Source organism: Solibacillus daqui (assembly GCF_028747805.1).
In the GTDB taxonomy this organism is placed as follows: Bacteria; Bacillota; Bacilli; order Bacillales_A; family Planococcaceae; genus Solibacillus; species Solibacillus daqui.
Genome location: NZ_CP114887.1, coordinates 3,656,315 through 3,679,390, shown reverse-complemented (window position 1 = coordinate 3,679,390; position 23,076 = coordinate 3,656,315). Strand labels below are relative to the sequence as shown.

The following is a 23,076-nucleotide window of genomic DNA, read 5'->3' as shown; positions in this document are numbered from 1 at the left end:
TAAATTTTGAAGAGGTGAAAAATTGTGTCAACTCCTTTATTAAAAGAGCAAGAAAAAATTGTCGTTCTTGACTTCGGAAGTCAGTTCAACCAATTAATTACGCGTCGTATCCGTGAATTTGGTGTGTTCTCTGAATTGCACCCGCATACAATTACTGCAGAGGACATTAAAGGAATGAATGCTGTAGGAATCGTATTCTCAGGTGGTCCGAACTCTGTTTATGATGAGTCTGCATTCAAAGTAGATCCGGCGATTTTTGAATTAGGTTTACCGATTTTAGGTATTTGCTACGGCATGCAGCTAATGGCGCATACACAAGGTGGTAAAGTAGAAGGTGCGGAAACGCGTGAATACGGTAAAGCAGAAATTGATGTAACAACAAATAACTTATTATTCGGCGATTTACCGAAAAACCAAGTTGTTTGGATGAGTCATGGTGACCATGTTACAGCTGTTCCGGAAGGCTTTGAAGTAATTGCAACAAGCCCAGCGTGTCCAATCGCTGCAATGGCAAACACAGAACGTAAATTATACGCTGTACAATTCCACCCAGAAGTACGTCACTCTGTATACGGTAATGACTTACTGAAAAACTTTGTATTCAATGTTTGTGGTGCAAAAGGTGACTGGTCAATGGCGAACTTCATCGACATCGAAATCGCAAAAATCCGTGAGCAAGTAGGAGACAAGCAAGTTCTTTGTGCGTTATCAGGCGGTGTTGACTCATCAGTAGTTGCAGTTTTAATCCACAAAGCAATTGGTGACCAATTAACTTGTATGTTCGTAGACCACAACTTAAACCGTAAAGGCGAAGTTGAGCAAGTTATGAAAACTTTCACAGAAGACTTCGACATGAAATTAATCAAAATTGATGCACGTGAGCGTTTCATGAACAAGCTTGCTGGTGTTTCTGATCCAGAGCAAAAACGTAAAATCATCGGTAACGAATTTATCTACGTATTTGACGAAGAATCAGCAAAACTTGAAAACATGGACTTCTTAGCACAAGGCACGCTTTACACAGACATCATCGAGTCAGGTACAGCAACTGCCCAAACAATTAAATCTCACCATAACGTAGGTGGATTACCAGAAGACATGAAGTTCGAATTAATCGAGCCATTAAATACATTATTCAAAGACGAAGTACGCGCTTTAGGTTTAGAATTAGGTCTTCCAGAAGCAGTAGTATGGCGTCAACCATTCCCAGGCCCAGGTTTAGGTATCCGTGTGCTTGGCGAAGTAACGGAAGAAAAATTAGAAATCGTACGTGAAGCTGACTTCATCCTACGTGAAGAAATCAAAAACGCAGGTCTTGAGCGCGACATTTGGCAATACTTCGCGGTATTACCAGACATCCGTTCAGTAGGCGTAATGGGCGATGGCCGTACGTACGACTACGCAATCGGTATCCGCGGCGTAACATCGATCGACGGTATGACTTCTGACTGGGCACGTATTCCATATGACGTGTTAGAGAAAATCTCTGTACGTATTGTTAACGAAGTAACAGGCGTTAACCGCGTACTGTATGATATTACTTCTAAGCCACCAGCTACTATTGAGTGGGAATAGTACTGTTTGATAATATAAACTAAGCAGGTTATTAACGCAGTCATAATAATGTCTAACATATAACTATTTATATTTCAAAAATTAAAATCTCGTTTAGTTATTTATAATAAATTACTAAACGAGATTTTTTATTTTAGTTAAAATTAGTGACTTGATTATTGACTTTAAAATGAATCAGCAATTTTAAAGTCGTAAAGATAAGTATAATGAATAACATTTGGCTAATCATTTAACTAAGTTTTTACTAATATATGCAAGGTTAGGCAGTACAGTAATAAAGTAAAAAGGTTTACTTCAATAAAATAAGGTATATTATATTTGTTGATAGATTTTCTTTAAAGACAAGAAAAGTAGGTGAACAAAGTGGGGAAATATCAATTAGATACCAAAGGTCAGGTGGCTGTGACAAAGTATCATGAAAAAAACAAGCCTGCCAAATTTGATAAAAAGCAGCAACTTGAAAAAATACGTGCGGAGTATTTTAAAAAAAAGCAAAAACAAACAGATAAATAATATGAATGAAAACATAGGAAGACTAAAATCTCCCTATGTTTTTCTTATTCACTGTAAAGGGGGCGGAATGTGAAAAATATAGTAATTACAGAACACAAATTACTTTTTTAGCTCTGTTACGTATCAAACACTTTAATTTATAATCCAGCTTTTTTGTAAAAATGTGTAGCTCTTAAAGTAGAGCGTTGATATGCGGGTGCAATCCTAGTTGATTCTGTGAAATATTTGCAAGGGCATGAGGGATTTGTGCAATACCATTTATTCAACCGAATATAAAGGTAGACGTCTTTTTTTGAAATAGGTATGTCGCGAATTTTTCGTAAACTTTGTCCGTGTTTGCGATGACTAATTTGTAAACACTTAGGACATGTAGCGGTAACAGTCATCGATTCAATAAATAAATTGACTTCTGTTGGTGTTAATTCATGATGAATTATTTCTAAATCTAATTCCATATCAAGCTCTGATAAAATGTAGTTCATTATTGACACATCCTTTATATAAATTCACTCAAACCCAATTCGTTTGTAAATGTGAATGAAAACTCAATTTTAATCAAACAGCATTTCGTTTATAAAAAAATAAAAAGAGCTACTGATAAAATAAAATCAGTAGCTCAAATGTTACATAGTAGTTGGTAGAAATCACTTAATGATAATATTACATCTTGCAGTCAATCTTGCAGTCTGACCTGCGTGTGATCTTTTATCTTTCGCTTATCAAATATTCGGATAGATCTCGAAAAAACTTATCAATTTATAATCATGTATGAAATAGAGGTATATACAAATTAGATAAATATGAAAGCTACTCTTAATCGTCTTCCGAACAATGTACGGACAATCTAATAATATTTTTATTATATTAAGCGATAAAGAAAAAATTATATAGATGCAATTATAGCCATAAGATTGATTAATCTACTAAATCGTAAACAATGTCTGAAGAAACTGCGACTCTTCCACAAGTTGCGAGTCCTCAACATTCACGACCTCGTACTACCAAATTGAAGATACTGATTGTATAGATAGTTAAGTTTGATTAAGACTGACAACCTCTACAAATGCTCTTCACTTCAGCTATATCGTGGATTTGTTTTCCACAAATTTATCTTAGCTAAAAAAAAGAAGTTAATCCCCATCCAATATCCATTGTTTTAGCCCATCCACTTTGAAATTTTTCCCAATGCTTTTGATAAACGGTAAACGCCTTCCTTAATATTTTCTTCTTTTTCACGCGCGAAAGTGAGGCGGATATACCCTTTTTTAGTTCCCATCGTTGAACCAGGTACAAAAATTACGCCTTGTTTCATACTTTCCTCTAATAGTTTGACTTCATCAATTTCTTCTTTAAATTTACACCAAAGATGGATGCCACCTTCAGGAATTTCAAATTCCACTTTATCTTGCAAATAGAAGTTAAGATAATAAATCAAATGATCCCGACGAGTTTTTAATTTGTTTCGCAGTTCGTTTATATGTGCTTCAAAAAAGGGTGATTCTAAAAAATCATTTGCAATCCATTGATTGTAACTAGCATGACCGAAATCTACTTGCTGCTTTACATCGGAAATACGCTCAATTACGGATTTGGGTCCATTAATCCAACCGATACGTAGACCGCTAGCTACAATTTTAGATAAAGAGCTAACATATAACACGTTTCCGTTCATATCCAATGATTTTAGCGTGCTCATTTTTTCGTGTGAGAATGCGGTTAAACTGTATGGATCGTCTTCTATAATGGGAATGCCGTATTCTGCGGAAAAATCTAAAATTTCTTTTCGGCGTTCTATACTGAGCAATGTTCCTGTTGGATTTTGAAAAATAGGGTTAAGAAAAATCATCCGTATACGGTGACGTTTATGCAATTTAATTAGTCCTTGAGGATCAATGCCATCTTTTCCAGCGGGTAAAAAAAACGTTTGAATACCTGCAGATTTGAAAATTTGTAAATCGTAATGATAGGAAGGATCTTCAATCACGACAGAATCACCTTGTTTTAGTAAACATTCAATAATAAGATGGATGGCTTGCTGTGCACCGGATGTAATTAATATGTGGTTGTCATCGGTTTTAATATCCCTTGAATGGGTAAGATGCTTAGCTATTGTTTGGCGTAAATTAACATTCCCTAACGGATGATCATAACCTAAGTGGCCGATAAAGGAACGCGTTGCCATAATGTTCCGTAAAGCGGCTAAGGGAAATAAATCGGCAGAAAGTTCTCCTGAGGCTAGGTTTATGAGCGTATCTTCTGCAGTATGTTTCCTAATTTTTTGGGCAATGGGGGTATTTGGTAAATAGCTACCTGCCTCAATGTATTGATTCCAACGGGGGATTCTTTTTTTAGTCATTCCCCATATGTCTCTAGTAACCATAGTGCCTGCCCCTTGAATTCGTTGGATTAAACCTTCTGCTTCTAGCTCGTCATAGGCAGTAACAACTGTGCTTCGATTAACACCTAATTCGGCTGCAAGTGTTCGTTCAGAAGGTAATGGCTTGTCTGTAGGGAGGGTGCCATCTAAAATTTCTTCTTCGATATACTTGGCGATTTGTTTATAAAGGGGTGTTTTTAGTGAACGATCTATTTGAAAATGCATATCCATCATCCTTTTTTTTAGTGGTTAAACATAATAACTGAAAATGTCTTGAAAATAACCATCCAATTATATTGTATTTTACCCATCCACTTAGGTTTTTTAAAACATAACATAATAAAATATCATAATAGATAAAAAAATGCTTTTAGTAATTGTGTGAAATCCAAAGAAATCATTAAATTATTACTAATTCATGACAAAGTGTTAATTTTGTTGTTTTCTTAAGTGAAGGGGACTAGTATTAAAGTCGATTAAGACAGACACTACAACTTCCACAAAAAACCTCATATTTCATGCTATATTCTCCCGATTAATAGAAAGGGGTTTATACATGTTAAAAAAACCTATTTTATTTGCATCCTTTTTAATGAGTTTCATTATGTTAGCTGGATGCGAACCTTTATTAGTGTTAGATCCTAAAGGACCACAAGCACAAACACAGGCAAAAGATATTATTTTATCAATCGGCATTATGTCGGCAATTGTTTTTATTGTCTTTATAATTCTTGCATATATGGTTTATAAATATCGAGCATCAAAACAGCCGGCCGATTATAAACCACCACACATTGAAGGAAACTTGCTTGTTGAACTCATATGTGTAGGAATTCCAGTTTTAATTGTTATTTATTTGTCTTTCGTTTCGGTTGATAGTAACAATAAGGTGGAAAATCCGCCAGAAGAATATGCAAATGAAGAACCGCTTGTGATTTATGCATCTACATCCAATTGGAAATGGCATTTCAGTTATCCAGAACAGAATATAGAAACAGTAAACTATTTATACATTCCAGCAGAACGCCCATTAGAATTTAAACTGTATTCCTATGGACCAATTACAAGTTTTTGGATTCCACAATTAGGTGGACAAAAATATGCAATGGCCGACATGGTTAATACATTGCATCTTGCAGCCTCTCAACCAGGGGAGTATATGGGACGTAACGCCAATTTTAATGGCAAAGGATTCGCAGAAAATACATTTGATGTAACAGCTGTATCGCAAGAAGAATTTGATGAGTGGGTTAACGAGGTTCACAGTAATGCAGAGCCGTTAACTGAAGTTAAGTTTGAGGAATTATTAGAGCCAGGTCATGTTGGACGTTCCACATTTACAGGAACACATTTAACCTTTTTACCACCACCTGAACATAATCACGGAGGAAGTGAGGAGCAAAATGAACATGAAACTCATGAATAATGGATTAAATTTAGATGCTCGAAAGGAGCTAGTCACTTATGGAATTTTTTGAACGATTTGCTGTACCGCATCCTAGTCCAGCGATATATGCTTCGATGGTTGCGATTGTCCTTGTTACAGTAGGGATTATTGTAGGCTTAACTTACTTTAAGTTATGGGGTTACTTATGGAGAGAGTGGTTAACGACCGTCGACCATAAAAAGATTGCGATTATGTATTTAATATCAGCAATCGCGATGTTATTCCGTGGTGGTGTCGATGCCATTATGATGCGTGCTCAATTAGCGCAGCCGGAAAACACATTATTAGATGCCCAACACTATAATGAAATTTTTACAACACATGGTTTGGTCATGATTATTTTTATGGCGATGCCTTTCATAATGGCATTTATGAATTTACTAGTGCCTCTACAAATAGGTGCTCGTGATGTAGCATTTCCAAGATTAAATGCACTTAGTTTTTGGTTGTTCTTTGTAGGAGCAATGTTATTAAATATTTCTTTCGTCATTGGAGGATCCCCAGATGCAGGGTGGACTTCTTACTTCCCACTAGCTGGTAATGAATTTAGCGAATCTGTCGGAACAAACTATTATATGTTCGCCTTACAGATTTCTGGGTTAGGGACACTAATTACAGGGATTAACTTTATTACAACTATTTTGTTATTCCGTGCACCAGGTATGACATTAATGAAGATGCCAATGTTTACTTGGTCAGCACTTACTGCCAATGTCATTATTGTATTCGCATTCCCGGTATTAACGATTGCTTTATTAATGGGAACGATGGATCGTTTATTCATGACAAACTTCTTTACAACGACGAATGGCGGTATGGATATGCTATGGGCAAACTTCTTCTGGGTTTGGGGACATCCTGAAGTTTATATCCTTATTTTACCGGCGTTCGGTATATATAGTGAAATTATAGCGACCTTCTCACAGCGTAACTTATACGGTCATAAATCGATGGTCGCATCTATGGTTATTATTTCGTTATTATCGTTCTTAGTATGGACACACCATTTCTTCACAATGGGGCAAGGTGCTTTAACAAACAGTATTTTCTCGATTACAACGATGGCGATTGCCGTTCCAACCGGGGTTAAAATCTTTAACTGGTTATTTACCCTTTGGAAAGGGAAAATCACTATTTCAACACCAATGCTGTACACACTTTTATTCATTCCGATCTTTACAATTGGAGGAGTAACAGGTGTCATGCTAGGGATGTCAGCAGCAGATTATCAATACCATAATACAATGTTTTTAGTAGCGCACTTCCATATGGTAATTATTCCTGGTGTCGTATTTGCGATGTTAGCAGGCTTACATTACTACTGGCCGAAATTCTTTAACTTCATGCTAAATGATAAATTAGGAAAAATTGAGGCATGGGTTATTTCAATGAGTACGTTATTAGCCTTTATGCCGATGTTTTTCTCGGGTTTAGATGGTCAAGCCCGCAGAATGTATACGTATTCCGAATCAACAGGTTTTACGATTTACAATATGATTTCCTTTGTTGGCGCCATTGGACTAGCTAGTGGTTTTGTGTTACTTGTTTACAATGTTTATCATAGTACACGTTATGCAACACGAAATATTCCAAGTGATCCATGGAATGCACGTTCATTAGAATGGGCAACGCATACGCCGATTCCGGAATATAACTTCGCAATTGTACCAACAGTCGACTCAACAGAAGCATTTTGGGATGCAAAAGAGAACGGACATGTCCTTTATAGAGAACCTTATACAAAAATTCATATGCCGAATAATAGCGGTATGCCATTTATTTTAGGATGTATTTTCTTTGTTTGGGGCTTCTCATTTGTCTTTGCTTTATGGATTCCGGTCCTTATTTCAACAATTGGTATTTTTGCTTGCCTAATACATCGATCGTTAGAAAAAGATCATGGGCGCTATATCGAAGTTGAAGAAATTAAAAAAATTGAACAAGCGGCAGGTGCTAGACGATGAAAATTGATAACTCGCGTCCATTAGAATATGGTACACTGCAAAACCGAGCAAATATTTTGGGCTTCTGGATCTTTTTAGGCGCAGAAATCATGCTGTTTGGTACTTTATTTGCAGGTTATTTTACGCTGGTCGATCGAACGGGGAATGGACCAACTGGTGCAGAAATTTTTGAAATCACACCAGTCATGTTGGAAACGTTTATCTTATTAACGAGTAGCTTTACGATTGGCTTAGCTATACATGCGATGCGTTTAAAACGCCAAAAAGTAATGATCACATTTTTTGTCATTACGCTTTTACTGGGGTTAGGGTTTTTAAGTATAGAAATATATGAATTTATGCATTACTACCATGTAGGAGCAGGCCTCCAAACGAGTGCATTCACCGCGATATTACTAACAACATTAGGTACTCATGGTGCACACGTAACATTCGGGATTGTATGGGGTGTTTTAATTGTTAGTCAAATTAAAAAACGAGGCATTACGCATGAAACAACAAACAAATCGTTTATCTTCTCTTTATACTGGCATTTCTTAGATGTCGTTTGGATCTTTATTTTTAGCTTCGTATACTTGAAAGGATTGGTGTCATAATATGGGTGATATTTTTCCGCGTAATCAAGTATTAGGATTTGTTTCATCACTAATTTTAACTGCTGTTGCATTGAGTGTTTACTTTTTAGATGCATCGTTCGATATTGCGATGACGATTTTATTAATTACAGCATTTATTCAAGCTGGTTTACAACTAATTGTTTTCATGCACGCTGGGGAAACAGAAGAACGAAGCGCAATTTTTACGAATTTGTTCTATGCAGTATTTATTGGACTGGTCACAGTTTTTGGAACACTGTTAACGATGATTTGGGGTTATATGTAACAAATAGTTTTTTAAAAAGGTAGATAAACAATCTCACAACTGTGAAGTTAACTGAAAGAAACACTCTCTATTGATGATGTAACGATGTGTACAAATCAATATAAGAGTGTTTTTTTGTATAAGCTACTAGAATAGGGAATGGAATAGTTTGAGAAATCTCGTCTTCGTAACTTTAGAGGTATTTTCGCAATCGTTAAATCGTCGCCAATCAAGTTTCATGCACCTATCTTGATAAGATAATTGAAAAATACAACAACGTAATTTTTTCTACCAATAGCAATTAACTTCGACTAACAATTACAGGTGGTCTATTGTTTAGTGACTCGAAATTTTATAAAATGAAAGATAGTGAAAATTAGAAAAAGGAGGGGAAATTATGTGGCGTAATCGAAATGTGTGGATAGTGCTTATTGGTGAATTTGTTGTAGGGCTTGGTCTTTGGGCCGGAATCATTGGTAATTTAGCTTTTATGTCGGAGTTTGTTGCCTCCGACTTTCATAAATCGGTTATATTGGCGATCGGGATGCTTGCAGGGGTAATTGTCGCACCATTAGCTGGTAAAATCATCGATGCATCGAGCAAGAAAAAGGTGCTCATAGGTTCGTCAATTGCACGTGTAATTACTGTATTTGTGATGTTTGCGGCGATTGCGTTCGATTCAGTTCTCTTGATGATTGTCTTTTTAATACTGCTTCAAATAGCAGCGACGTTCTTTATGCCTGCAATTCAATCGATCATACCAAAGATTGTTGATAAAAAAGATTTGCTTTCATTAAATGGCTGGCATATGAATGCGCGCACATTATCACGTATTGTTGGTGCAGCCGCCGCCGGATTATTCATAGCTTATGTGGATTTAATTTGGCTATATGTCGTATCACTTATTATGTATGCAGTCGTATTAGTTACATTATTCTTCTTACATATTGATGAGAGTACAGTGGAAAGTAAAACGAAAAAGAAGGAAAGTGGTAGTTTCAAAGAGGTGTTACCTGTATTGAAACAATATCCTGTTGTACTTGTAACTCTTGTGTTAATTGTTGTGCCGATATTATTTTTAGGCTCGTTCAACTTAATGATTATGAAAATTGCACAAATGCACAATTCAACTAGTATTTCAGGTTTATTGTATACAGTAGAAGGTGTCGGCTTTATGTTAGGGGCAATTGCTGTAAAGTATTTGGGGATACGAATGAAAACGGGGACGATGATGTTCAGCTTAGCATTACTGATTGGTGTCCTACAGTCGCTACTATTTTTCTCGACAATTGAAATAATGAATGTTGTTATTTTCGCTGTATTTGGCTTTGCGGTTGGCTGTTTTTTCCCAACGACGATGACGATTTTCCAAAAGCAAATGCCAACTGAGTATCACGGGCGCTTTTTTGCCTTCCGAAATATGATCGACCAAACATTGTTCCAATTAGTGCTACTGTCAACGGGTGCATTGCTTGATTGGTTTGGCCTGCCGATTACAGGTTTAGCATTTGGCTTATTTAGTTTAATGCTAACAATATTCTTTATGCTTTATTTAAAATCGAAAAAATATTCACTCGCATTTGAGTGAGAAGACGAAGTAGTTTGGGGAGTATAACCCGACTACTTTTTTGGATAGAAAAACATAAGACTTTCTAATGATTTTGGAAATCACGGTGAAAATTAAAGATAATGACATAGAATGTTCGGGTTTTGGTAAAACAAAACTTTCAATAATTTGTCTACAAAAGTTATAATAATGCTGAAAAAATCAAAAAATTAGTAATAGAGGGGGAATTTCACGAACTATAATTATATAAAAATAAAAAACGTTCGGAAATAGGGTTGAAATTAGAAAAATGAAATGATATATTACTATTATAAATTAAATACGTCGTCGTATAATGTCGGGAATATGGCCCGTGAGTTTCTACCGAATCACCGTAAATGATTCGACTACGATTTATTAATAAGTTTCAGTACTTTTATATTTGAGTATAGTACTTATTTTCCTTGAATCGTAGACATGCGGCTTTTTGTTCCGCGTGTCTTTTTGTATATTTAAGAGTCGATAAGTTCAAGTTATTGTAAGACGACAATACGGAGGAAAATTTCATTATGAAAAAGTATTTCGAGTTTGATAAACTTGGAACGAATTACCGCCGCGAAATTTTAGGTGGTTTCACTACATTCTTAGCGATGGCTTACATCCTTATTGTTAACCCATTAACGTTAACATTAGCAGATGTTCCGGATCTTCCAGATGCAATGCGTATGGATTACGGTGCAGTATTCGTAGCAACGGCATTATCAGCAGCAGTTGGTTCGTTTGTAATGGGCTTCTTAGCGAAGTACCCATTAGCGTTAGCGCCAGGTCTTGGTTTAAACGCATTCTTTGCATACACAGTAGTTTTAACAAATGGTAGCCCATGGCAACACGCTTTAGCAGCAGTATTTGTATCAGGGGTATTTTTCTTACTATTAACATTAACTGGTCTACGTGAAAAATTAATTAACGCAATCCCAATGGAATTAAAATTAGCTGTAGGCGCGGGTATTGGTTTATTCATCGCATTCATCGGTTTAAAAAATGCAGGAATCGTAGTAGCAAACCCAGCAACGTTTGTTGGTATTGGTAACTTAACAGAACCTCAAGTATTATTAGCAATCTTTGGTCTTGTTATTACAGTTATTTTCTTAGTACGCGGCATGAAAGCTGGTGTATTCATTGGGATGGCAATTACAGCAATCGTAGGTATTATCTTCGGTCAAGTAGATATGCCTTCATCAATTGTAGCAATGCCTCCATCATTAGAACCAACATTCGGTGCATTATTCTCAGCATTCGGTGACGCAGAGTTCTATACATTATCAATGTTATCAGTAATCTTAACATTCTTATTTGTTGACTTCTTCGACAATGCAGGTACTTTAATGGCTGTAGCGAATCAAGCTGGACTTGTTAAAGACAACAAATTACCACGTGCAGGTAAAGCGTTAATTTCTGACTCAATTGCAACAATCGCAGGTTCTATTTTTGGTACTTCAACTGTAACTTCATTTGTAGAGTCTTCTTCGGGTGTAGCAGCAGGTGCTCGTTCTGGTTTAGCTGCTGTTGTAACAGGCGTATGTTTCTTATTAGCATTATTCTTCTTACCAGTTTTATCTGTTGTAACTTCAGCAGTAACAGCACCAGCGCTAATCGTTGTAGGTGTATTAATGGTTGCATCTTTAGGTAAAATCGAGTGGGAAAAATTCGAAATAGCAGTACCAGCGTTCTTTACAATGTTAATGATGCCATTAACATTCTCAATTGCAACTGGTGTAGCAGTTGGTTTCGTATTCTATCCATTAACAATGATCGTAGCCGGCCGTGCAAAAGAAGTTCACCCGATTATGTACGTATTCGGTGCAATTTTCTTACTATACTTAGCAACAGCCGCGCACTAACAATACAAACTTCAAGCTATCTAGTCAAATGTCTAGATAGCTTTTTTCTCTTGTTAAAACATGTTAACAATATATATATATAAGAAGTGCAGAGAGGAGGGCGAATGATGGATCAAATTATCAATTATCGAAACAATAATAAGAAGTTATATAAGTAGATGTCGTGCTACCAAAGGAGTGCATATGGAAAACCAGAAAATTATTTATTGTAAAGATAGAAAGAGTGGCAGGCTTTGCTATTATTATGAATTTAGCTCCCCCCAATTATCTTTTCTTCGCCGAGCGAAAGTTTACTTCCATACATGATTTTGGAATAGATTGTTCAATAAAGCGTAATGGCATTGGTTCATTCTAATTTGAAGTTTGTGTAAACTAGGAAAAATAAAATATAGAAGTTGATGAATTAAACGTCTTTAATGAAAAATTAATTGCATTTTACGAATAACATTGAATGAAAACGATTAGTCGAAAGATGAAATTATCTATTTTATAATGTTATATTTCATGAGGAATAAAATTAATTTAAACTGACAAGTAAATTAACTTTACTTTATATATAATAGAAGAAACTCATATTAAACACTCTAATAAAAATCAGAAAATTCTTTTTTAAAATAAAGGGTTGTGCAAATTGATATTATGGGTGTATAGTTAAACACGTTGTTACGAAACAAACGAAAACAACACAAATTAAATTATTTTAAAAAGTTGTTGACAAACAAAAACAACTTCGGTAAGATATGAAACAGTCGCACAAACGACTAACACATGAACCTTGAAAACTGAACAAGCAACGTTAATGAATACAGCTTCTTAAATGAAGCAAAAATGATATCTAACTTAATTGTTAGAATCGCTAGCAAAGCAAATGAGCTTTCAAACTACTTTTATGGAGAGTTTGATCCTGGCTCAGGACGAACGCTGGCGGCGTGCCTAATACATGCAAGTCGAGCGAATGGATTTGGAGCTTGCTCCAATGACGTTAGCGGCGGACGGGTGAGTAACACGTGGGTAACCTACCCTATAGACTGGGATAACTTCGGGAAACCGGAGCTAATACCGGATAATACTTTGAACCACATGGTTGGAAGTTGAAAGATGGTTTCGGCTATCACTATAGGATGGACCCGCGGCGCATTAGCTAGTTGGTGAGGTAACGGCTCACCAAGGCGACGATGCGTAGCCGACCTGAGAGGGTGATCGGCCACACTGGGACTGAGACACGGCCCAGACTCCTACGGGAGGCAGCAGTAGGGAATCTTCCACAATGGACGAAAGTCTGATGGAGCAACGCCGCGTGAGTGAAGAAGGATTTCGGTTCGTAAAACTCTGTTGCAAGGGAAGAACAAGTAGCGTAGTAACTGGCGCTACCTTGACGGTACCTTGTTAGAAAGCCACGGCTAACTACGTGCCAGCAGCCGCGGTAATACGTAGGTGGCAAGCGTTGTCCGGAATTATTGGGCGTAAAGCGCGCGCAGGTGGTTCCTTAAGTCTGATGTGAAAGCCCCGGCTCAACCGGGGAGGGTCATTGGAAACTGGGGAACTTGAGTGCAGAAGAGGATAGTGGAATTCCAAGTGTAGCGGTGAAATGCGTAGAGATTTGGAGGAACACCAGTGGCGAAGGCGACTATCTGGTCTGTAACTGACACTGAGGCGCGAAAGCGTGGGGAGCAAACAGGATTAGATACCCTGGTAGTCCACGCCGTAAACGATGAGTGCTAAGTGTTGGGGGGTTTCCGCCCCTCAGTGCTGCAGCTAACGCATTAAGCACTCCGCCTGGGGAGTACGGTCGCAAGACTGAAACTCAAAGGAATTGACGGGGGCCCGCACAAGCGGTGGAGCATGTGGTTTAATTCGAAGCAACGCGAAGAACCTTACCAGGTCTTGACATCCCATTGACCACTGTAGAGATACAGTTTTCCCTTCGGGGACAACGGTGACAGGTGGTGCATGGTTGTCGTCAGCTCGTGTCGTGAGATGTTGGGTTAAGTCCCGCAACGAGCGCAACCCTTGTTCTTAGTTGCCATCATTTAGTTGGGCACTCTAAGGAGACTGCCGGTGATAAACCGGAGGAAGGTGGGGATGACGTCAAATCATCATGCCCCTTATGACCTGGGCTACACACGTGCTACAATGGACGGTACAAACGGTTGCCAACCCGCGAGGGGGAGCTAATCCGATAAAACCGTTCTCAGTTCGGATTGTAGGCTGCAACTCGCCTACATGAAGCCGGAATCGCTAGTAATCGCGGATCAGCATGCCGCGGTGAATACGTTCCCGGGCCTTGTACACACCGCCCGTCACACCACGAGAGTTTGTAACACCCGAAGTCGGTGAGGTAACCTTTATGGAGCCAGCCGCCGAAGGTGGGATAGATGATTGGGGTGAAGTCGTAACAAGGTAGCCGTATCGGAAGGTGCGGCTGGATCACCTCCTTTCTAAGGATATTTTCGGAATTCATTCCTAGGGAATGAAACATTAACGGTTGCTGTTCAGTTTTGAAGGTTCATTCTTAATTGAATGGAATACTTCAAAAAAATATTTGCTCTTGCTGCTAGCACTATCGTCGCAAGACTGCATGAAGCAAATTCAGTGAAGCTTAATCACGATGTGATTGAAGTCAGCTGCTTTGTTCTTTGAAAACTGGATAAAACGACATTGATAAGTAATAAACAAACATAGATCAAGAAATTGATCGTGCAATATCCTTAAAATCTTACTTTTTAAGTAAGTTTAACTTTTGGTTAAGTTAATAAGGGCGCACGGTGGATGCCTTGGCACTAGGAGTCGATGAAGGACGGCACTAACACCGATATGCCTCGGGGAGCTGTAAGTAAGCTTTGATCCGGGGATTTCCGAATGGGGGAACCCACTATCTTTAATCGGATAGTATCTACACGTGAATACATAGCGTGATGAGGACAGACGCAGGGAACTGAAACATCTAAGTACCTGCAGGAACAGAAAGAAAATTCGATTCCCTGAGTAGCGGCGAGCGAAACGGGAAGAGCCCAAACCAAAGAGCTTGCTCTTTGGGGTTGTAGGACACTCTATACGGAGTTACAAAAGATTGGATTAGACGAAGCGACTTGGAAAGGTCCGCGAAACAAGGTAAAAGCCCTGTAGTCAAAAGTTCAGTCCCTCCAGAGTGGATCCTGAGTACGGCGGAACACGTGAAATTCCGTCGGAATCCGGGAGGACCATCTCCCAAGGCTAAATACTACCTAGTGACCGATAGTGAACCAGTACCGTGAGGGAAAGGTGAAAAGCACCCCGGAAGGGGAGTGAAATAGATCCTGAAACCGTGTGCCTACAAGTAGTTAGAGCCCGTTAATGGGTGATAGCGTGCCTTTTGTAGAATGAACCGGCGAGTTACGATTACGTGCGAGGTTAAGTTGATAAGACGGAGCCGCAGCGAAAGCGAGTCTGAATAGGGCGAATTAGTACGTGGTCGTAGACCCGAAACCAGGTGATCTACCCATGTCCAGGATGAAGGTGAGGTAACACTTACTGGAGGTCCGAACCCACGCACGTTGAAAAGTGCGGGGATGAGGTGTGGGTAGCGGAGAAATTCCAATCGAACTTGGAGATAGCTGGTTCTCTCCGAAATAGCTTTAGGGCTAGCCTCGTGATTGAGAATACCGGAGGTAGAGCACTGTTTGGACTAGGGGGCATCTCGCTTTACCGAATTCAGACAAACTCCGAATGCCGGATATTTATACACGGGAGTCAGACTGCGAGTGATAAGATCCGTAGTCAAAAGGGAAACAGCCCAGACCACCAGCTAAGGTCCCAAAGTAATCGTTAAGTGGAAAAGGATGTGGCGTTGCTTAGACAACCAGGATGTTGGCTTAGAAGCAGCCATCATTTAAAGAGTGCGTAATAGCTCACTGGTCGAGTGACGCTGCGCCGAAAATGTATCGGGGCTAAACGATTCACCGAAGCTGTGGATGCATACCATTGGTATGCGTGGTAGGAGAGCGTTCTAAGGGCGTTGAAGTCAGACCGGAAGGACTGGTGGAGCGCTTAGAAGTGAGAATGCCGGTATGAGTAGCGAAACATGGGTGAGAATCCCATGCACCGTATGACTAAGGTTTCCTGAGGAAGGCTCGTCCGCTCAGGGTTAGTCGGGACCTAAGCCGAGGCCGATAGGCGTAGGCGATGGATAACAGGTTGATATTCCTGTACTACCTCCCCACCGTTTGAGAAATGGGGGGACGCAGTAGGGTAGGGTAAGCAGAGCGTTGGTTGTCTCTGTTCAAGCAGTAAGGTGTGTGCGTAGGCAAATCCGCGTACTTTAACATTGAGCTGTGATGACGACTCCGTATGGAGGAAGTTCCTGATCTCACACTGCCAAGAAAAGCCTCTATCGAGGTGGGAGGTACCCGTACCGCAAACCGACACAGGTAGTCGAGGAGAGAATCCTAAGGTGTGCGAGAGAACTCTCGTTAAGGAACTCGGCAAAATGACCCCGTAACTTCGGGAGAAGGGGTGCTCTGGTAGGGTGTATAGCCCGAGAGAGCCGCAGTGAATAGGCCCAGGCGACTGTTTAGCAAAAACACAGGTCTCTGCAAAACCGTAAGGTGACGTATAGGGGCTGACGCCTGCCCGGTGCTGGAAGGTTAAGAGGAGTGGTTAGCGCAAGCGAAGCTGCGAATTGAAGCCCCAGTAAACGGCGGCCGTAACTATAACGGTCCTAAGGTAGCGAAATTCCTTGTCGGGTAAGTTCCGACCCGCACGAAAGGCGTAACGATCTGGGCACTGTCTCAACGAGAGACTCGGTGAAATTATAGTACCTGTGAAGATGCAGGTTACCCGCGACAGGACGGAAAGACCCCGTGGAGCTTTACTGTAGCTTGATATTGAATTTTGGTACAACTTGTACAGGATAGGTAGGAGCCAGAGATCTCGGAGCGCCAGCTTCGAAGGAGGCGTCGGTGGGATACTACCCTGGTTGTATTGAACTTCTAACCCATGCCCCTTAGCGGGGTAGGAGACAGTGTCAGGCGGACAGTTTGACTGGGGCGGTCGCCTCCTAAAAGGTAACGGAGGCGCCCAAAGGTTCCCTCAGAATGGTTGGAAATCATTCGTAGAGTGTAAAGGCATAAGGGAGCTTGACTGCGAGACCTACAAGTCGAGCAGGGTCGAAAGACGGGCTTAGTGATCCGGTGGTTCCGCATGGAAGGGCCATCGCTCAACGGATAAAAGCTACCCCGGGGATAACAGGCTTATCTCCCCCAAGAGTCCACATCGACGGGGAGGTTTGGCACCTCGATGTCGGCTCATCGCATCCTGGGGCTGTAGTCGGTCCCAAGGGTTGGGCTGTTCGCCCATTAAAGCGGTACGCGAGCTGGGTTCAGAACGTCGTGAGACAGTTCGGTCCCTATCCGTCGTGGGCGTAGGAAATTTGAGAGGAGCTGTCCTTAGTACGAGAGGACCGGGATGGACACACCGCTGGTGTACCAGTTGTCTTGCCAAAGGCATCGCTGGGTAGCTATGTGTGGACGGGATAAGTGCTGAAAGCATCTAAGCATGAAGCCCCCTCAAGATGAGATTTCCCATTACGCAAGTAAGTAAGACCCCTGAAAGACGATCAGGTAGATAGGTTCGAGGTGGAAGTGTGGCGACACATGTAGCTGACGAATACTAATCGGTCGAGGACTTAACCACATGTTTATGAATATCAATGAAACGTTTATCCAGTTTTGAAAGAACAATCTTTCAATTTAATAAGTGAAGTGATGATGGCAAAGAGGTCACACCTGTTCCCATACCGAACACAGAAGTTAAGCTCTTTAGCGTCGATGGTAGTTGGGGGTTTCCCCCTGTGAGAGTAGAACGTCGCTTCGCACGAATGAAAACCACTGAGTAATCAGTGGTTTTTTTGTTTTTAACTCTTTGCTCATCCGGCTATTTTTCTCTCAGAATTAACTTTCAAATTATAAACCTACTAAAATTCACAGGATTTTAGATTCCTGTGAATAATTCGGGTTAATTTATCTAGTGAGCTGTCTTTTTTATGGTTTTCTAACAAATAGGCAACTTTTTTTTAATATCAAAAGTACTTCGTCGCACCGTTAGTCATTATTTGAACTATCCGTGAATGCGCTTGTAATTGTACCAGCCTTAAAGTTGTGGGCACACATAATAATTAAAGACCAATTCAGTTTAAGTTCAGTGAGAAATGAAAAAAATTACAAAAATAATATACTAATGAAACTTTTATCCAGTATACTATGAAAGAAAAATGTGCAAAGAATCAAGGTCAAAAGGGAGAAAGTGAATGAAGAAATTATTAGGGAATCTCAAGATTGTCACAAAAATTGGTATACTTATTCCTATTATTACAATATTTCTAGTGAGTATGTCTATCATTAACTATTTGGGTGCATCGAATGAACTGGAAAATTCTATTGAAAATGAAATGTCATTATTGTCGGATAATGTAAGTAATTCAGTTGAAAATAAATTATATTCGCATAAACAGCTCATGTATAGTGCAAAGTCTGCAATAGAATCAATAGATAAGCCTATGAAAAGGGAACAATTTGTACGCTTCGTAGAGCAATTACTTCCATCAAACAAAGAAACATATGGTATGGGATTTTGGTTAGAGAAGGATGTTGCAAATGGCGAACTTTTTGGACCCTACGCCCATAAGGATGGCGAAAAAGTTATCTATACGGACATTTATGAAGATCCATCATATGATTTTCATACACAGGAGTGGTATACAAATAGCTTAAAATCAGCAGAAGTTACATACACGGAGCCCTATTTTGATGAAGCGTTAGGGGAAATGTTTATTTCATTTGGTATTCAATTAGTAAAAGGTAATGAGCCAATCGGGGTTATTACAGCAGATTACGTGCTCAATTCTATTCAATCCATCGTATCAGACGTCACTATCCGAGAAAGTGGATATGCCTTTTTAATGGAAGACAGCGGAAAATTTTTAACGCATCCTGATCCGGAAAAAGTGAATAATGAAACAGTTCAAAATTACTTGAATATGCCTATTGAAAAGTTAGCAAATGTGGAAGATTTAATAGAAATAACAATCGATGACGAAGAATATACGTTACAATACAAGCAAATTGACGGTATGCCATGGAAGCTCGTTTTACTTGTGCCAACCAGTGAGCTTTATAGTGAGGTACAAGCAATGCTATATCAACAAATTATTGCAAGTATTGTACTAATATTACTCATTGCTATCGTCATTTTCTTAATTGCACGCTATATACGCAGTGAAGTACAAAATATGAATGGTTATTTAGGTAGTCTAGCAAATGGCGATTTAACGCAAACGATGGCTGCCGATACAAAGGATGAATTTGGTGAGATGGCCCAATACTACAATCATTCTCAGCAATCATTAGGGGGTATGGTCCAGCGAATATTGTCTGAGTCAGAAATTGTTGCATCGACGGCAGAGGAGCTAACTGCAAGTGTGCAAGAGGTCAATCTATCTATTACAAATGTAGCTACATCTATGCAGGATGTCGCGGAAAATACAAGTAAACAGCATGTCGTTAGTGAACAGTTAGAATCCGTAACGACTGTACTAGCTAATGATATGCACGGTGTAGTGAATGTTTTAGAAAATGCTGTTCAAAAATCGACAACAACATCTGATATTGCAGCGGGCGGCTCAAAACAAATTCGCACATTTGTTGATGAGATTACACAGCTACATATACAAGTGGAGAACAGTGCTAACCTAGTAAATAGTTTAAAGGATCAATCCGCACAAATTAACACGATGAGCCAACTTATTTCATCTATTACTGACCAAACAAACTTGTTATCTTTAAATGCAGCTATTGAAGCAGCGCGTGCTGGAGAAGCAGGAAAAGGTTTTGCAGTGGTGGCTGGGGAAGTAAAGGCCCTTGCCGAGCAAACAGGCCATGCCTCACAGGACATCGCTAAGCTGGTGCGTAATATTCAAGATCAAATCAACGAAGCGGTCTCAATGATGGAACAAAGTCGTACAATTGCACATAACGGTATTGATTCTGTTCAACAAGCAGGAGTAACGTTTGATACGATTACAAATGCTATTCAAGATTTAAAAAGAACGATTGAAGAGACTAGTCATAACACAACAAATGCTTACGGGAAGCTTACAGAGGTAATTGTAACCGTACAAGCAATAAGAGAACAGGCAATAGCAACAAACGAGCACACATTAAATGTATCAGCTATCACAGAGGAACAATCGTCCACAATGAATGAAATGGCGGTAGCCTCTGAGCAACTTGCAATGCTCGCACAAAGTCTTCAGGAAGAAACAGGGAAATTTAACGTTTAGTTTGTATTTGAAAGGACTGCAATTTTTGATAGCTTACGATTATTAAAAGTATTTGCTGCGATAACGATTCAAAAGAATATAAGAGATACACGGAGAGCAAGAGAAAGAGATTACGTTCAAGCAATTTTCTGTGAAAGTAAATAATTCCTTATGAATCTGAATAATCTTGATTAGGCTAGGTAATGCTAGTTGTGACCTGAAAAAGCCAATAAGAAAACAGAGCTACCTGTGATGGGGTAACTTTGAATAAAACTTTTTGGTTTTGGTTATACTAAGTTATTGGTGGTTCTTTGAACGGCTCCTTGTTCTGTAGCATGGAGTAAATGATCCGAAGCATTCGATGCGATATGGCAACGAGTGCTTTTTTCTTGCCTCGTTTAGCGGCGAGTGACCAGTACTTTATGGCTAATGCACGATTATGGCATCTCGAAATGAACTAAATCGAATTTTTTAAAAATCGAACCCGCACCAAGGGAGAAGTCTGCTCAAAAATTAGTTTTTCCTAAGAATCATTTTAACTTTTCTCTCATTTGGCTATTTTCACCTGACGAATGAATTTTTATATGAGAATTCTACTCAAATTCTTGAGAGTTTGGGTTTTCGTGAATAATTCGGGGGATTGGCTATAGAAATTTTATCGTAGGATTAAAATATACTAGGTTTCTATATTAAATTAAATTTAAAGATAAAAATTTATGTTGCCAAAATAATAATATAGTGATATATTATTATAAGTCGCAAGGGCGACAAACAATATCGAAAACATCATCTAAATAAAATGTTGACATAATGTTTTAAAGATGGTAAGATATAAAAGTTGTCACAAACGACAACAACATGAACCTTGAAAACTGAACAAGCAACGTTAATGAATACAGCTTCTTAAATGAAGCAAAAATGATTTCTAACTTAATTGTTAGAATCGCTAGCAAAGCAAATGAGCTTTCAAACTACTTTTATGGAGAGTTTGATCCTGGCTCAGGACGAACGCTGGCGGCGTGCCTAATACATGCAAGTCGAGCGAATGGATTTGGAGCTTGCTCCAATGACGTTAGCGGCGGACGGGTGAGTAACACGTGGGTAACCTACCCTATAGACTGGGATAACTTCGGGAAACCGGAGCTAATACCGGATAATACTTTGAACCACATGGTTGGAAGTTGAAAGATGGTTTCGGCTATCACTATAGGATGGACCCGCGGCGCATTAGCTAGTTGGTGAGGTAACGGCTCACCAAGGCGACGATGCGTAGCCGACCTGAGAGGGTGATCGGCCACACTGGGACTGAGACACGGCCCAGACTCCTACGGGAGGCAGCAGTAGGGAATCTTCCACAATGGACGAAAGTCTGATGGAGCAACGCCGCGTGAGTGAAGAAGGATTTCGGTTCGTAAAACTCTGTTGCAAGGGAAGAACAAGTAGCGTAGTAACTGGCGCTACCTTGACGGTACCTTGTTAGAAAGCCACGGCTAACTACGTGCCAGCAGCCGCGGTAATACGTAGGTGGCAAGCGTTGTCCGGAATTATTGGGCGTAAAGCGCGCGCAGGTGGTTCCTTAAGTCTGATGTGAAAGCCCCCGGCTCAACCGGGGAGGGTCATTGGAAACTGGGGAACTTGAGTGCAGAAGAGGATAGTGGAATTCCAAGTGTAGCGGTGAAATGCGTAGAGATTTGGAGGAACACCAGTGGCGAAGGCGACTATCTGGTCTGTAACTGACACTGAGGCGCGAAAGCGTGGGGAGCAAACAGGATTAGATACCCTGGTAGTCCACGCCGTAAACGATGAGTGCTAAGTGTTGGGGGGTTTCCGCCCCTCAGTGCTGCAGCTAACGCATTAAGCACTCCGCCTGGGGAGTACGGTCGCAAGACTGAAACTCAAAGGAATTGACGGGGGCCCGCACAAGCGGTGGAGCATGTGGTTTAATTCGAAGCAACGCGAAGAACCTTACCAGGTCTTGACATCCCATTGACCACTGTAGAGATACAGTTTTCCCTTCGGGGACAACGGTGACAGGTGGTGCATGGTTGTCGTCAGCTCGTGTCGTGAGATGTTGGGTTAAGTCCCGCAACGAGCGCAACCCTTGTTCTTAGTTGCCATCATTTAGTTGGGCACTCTAAGGAGACTGCCGGTGATAAACCGGAGGAAGGTGGGGATGACGTCAAATCATCATGCCCCTTATGACCTGGGCTACACACGTGCTACAATGGACGGTACAAACGGTTGCCAACCCGCGAGGGGGAGCTAATCCGATAAAACCGTTCTCAGTTCGGATTGTAGGCTGCAACTCGCCTACATGAAGCCGGAATCGCTAGTAATCGCGGATCAGCATGCCGCGGTGAATACGTTCCCGGGCCTTGTACACACCGCCCGTCACACCACGAGAGTTTGTAACACCCGAAGTCGGTGAGGTAACCTTTATGGAGCCAGCCGCCGAAGGTGGGATAGATGATTGGGGTGAAGTCGTAACAAGGTAGCCGTATCGGAAGGTGCGGCTGGATCACCTCCTTTCTAAGGATATTTTCGGAATTCATTCCTAGGGAATGAAACATTAACGGTTGCTGTTCAGTTTTGAAGGTTC

11 protein-coding genes, 4 rRNA genes and 1 riboswitch are annotated in these 23,076 nt (G+C 40.1%); of the genes, 13 read left to right on the top strand and 2 right to left on the bottom strand.

Annotation, left to right across the window (positions count from 1 at the left end):
- Positions 1 to 21 precede the first annotated feature (21 nt).
- Together guaA and O7776_RS17990 are read left to right on the top strand one after the other, a co-directional pair.
- A complete protein-coding gene (guaA, locus tag O7776_RS17995) occupies positions 22 to 1,575 on the top strand; it encodes a glutamine-hydrolyzing GMP synthase (protein ID WP_274310541.1) in 1,554 nt (517 codons plus the stop codon).
- A gap of 363 nt (positions 1,576 to 1,938) precedes the next feature.
- Positions 1,939 to 2,088 carry a hypothetical protein gene (locus tag O7776_RS17990; RefSeq protein ID WP_274308299.1) on the top strand — a complete coding sequence of 50 codons (150 nt, stop codon included), beginning with the start codon at positions 1,939 to 1,941 and terminating at the stop codon, positions 2,086 to 2,088.
- Positions 2,089 to 2,225: 137 nt separating this feature from the next.
- On the opposite strand, the gene O7776_RS17985 is transcribed toward O7776_RS17990, so the two are convergent.
- Entirely contained in the window at positions 2,226 to 2,570 is a 345-nt protein-coding gene (locus O7776_RS17985) for a transposase family protein (protein WP_274308298.1), read from the bottom strand.
- 674 nt (positions 2,571 to 3,244) lie between these two features.
- The gene (gene pdxR, locus O7776_RS17980; protein ID WP_274308297.1) at positions 3,245 to 4,690 is read right to left on the bottom strand and encodes a MocR-like pyridoxine biosynthesis transcription factor PdxR; all 1,446 of its coding nucleotides are present in this window, start codon (positions 4,688 to 4,690) and stop codon (positions 3,245 to 3,247) included.
- A gap of 331 nt (positions 4,691 to 5,021) precedes the next feature.
- Between pdxR and qoxA the strand changes: the two genes are divergently transcribed.
- From qoxA to O7776_RS17925, 11 genes are all read left to right on the top strand, one after another.
- Positions 5,022 to 5,891: a cytochrome aa3 quinol oxidase subunit II gene (gene qoxA, locus O7776_RS17975; protein WP_274308296.1), complete on the top strand. Its 870-nt coding sequence runs from the start codon at positions 5,022 to 5,024 to the stop codon at positions 5,889 to 5,891.
- A 38-nt stretch (positions 5,892 to 5,929) separates the two neighbouring features.
- Positions 5,930 to 7,876 (top strand): cytochrome aa3 quinol oxidase subunit I, encoded by a 1,947-nt coding sequence (gene qoxB / locus O7776_RS17970; protein WP_274308295.1) that lies wholly within the window; start codon positions 5,930 to 5,932, stop codon positions 7,874 to 7,876.
- The gene (qoxC, locus tag O7776_RS17965; protein WP_241371157.1) at positions 7,873 to 8,472 is read left to right on the top strand and encodes a cytochrome aa3 quinol oxidase subunit III; all 600 of its coding nucleotides are present in this window, start codon (positions 7,873 to 7,875) and stop codon (positions 8,470 to 8,472) included. The genes qoxB and qoxC overlap by 4 nt, the downstream gene beginning before the upstream one ends.
- Before the next feature lies 1 nt (position 8,473).
- Positions 8,474 to 8,758, top strand: coding sequence for a cytochrome aa3 quinol oxidase subunit IV (gene qoxD, locus O7776_RS17960; protein ID WP_274308294.1), 285 nt, complete (start codon positions 8,474 to 8,476; stop codon positions 8,756 to 8,758).
- 376 nt (positions 8,759 to 9,134) lie between these two features.
- Positions 9,135 to 10,325 carry an MFS transporter gene (locus O7776_RS17955; RefSeq protein ID WP_274308293.1) on the top strand — a complete coding sequence of 397 codons (1,191 nt, stop codon included), beginning with the start codon at positions 9,135 to 9,137 and terminating at the stop codon, positions 10,323 to 10,325.
- Positions 10,326 to 10,611: 286 nt separating this feature from the next.
- A riboswitch (purine riboswitch) is annotated at positions 10,612 to 10,713 on the top strand.
- Positions 10,714 to 10,852: 139 nt separating this feature from the next.
- Entirely contained in the window at positions 10,853 to 12,184 is a 1,332-nt protein-coding gene (locus O7776_RS17950) for an NCS2 family permease (RefSeq protein ID WP_274308292.1), read from the top strand.
- Positions 12,185 to 13,070: 886 nt separating this feature from the next.
- Positions 13,071 to 14,622, top strand: a 16S ribosomal RNA gene (locus O7776_RS17945).
- Positions 14,623 to 14,926: 304 nt separating this feature from the next.
- Positions 14,927 to 17,854: ribosomal RNA gene (locus tag O7776_RS17940) — 23S ribosomal RNA — on the top strand.
- 64 nt (positions 17,855 to 17,918) lie between these two features.
- Positions 17,919 to 18,034 (top strand): 5S ribosomal RNA (gene rrf / locus O7776_RS17935).
- Together the 16S, 23S and 5S rRNA genes form the textbook arrangement of a ribosomal RNA operon.
- A gap of 433 nt (positions 18,035 to 18,467) precedes the next feature.
- Complete coding sequence (locus tag O7776_RS17930; protein ID WP_274308291.1) at positions 18,468 to 20,498, top strand: methyl-accepting chemotaxis protein; 2,031 nt, start codon at positions 18,468 to 18,470, stop codon at positions 20,496 to 20,498.
- Between the two features lie 955 nt (positions 20,499 to 21,453).
- Positions 21,454 to 23,006, top strand: a 16S ribosomal RNA gene (locus tag O7776_RS17925).
- Positions 23,007 to 23,076: the final 70 nt, after the last annotated feature.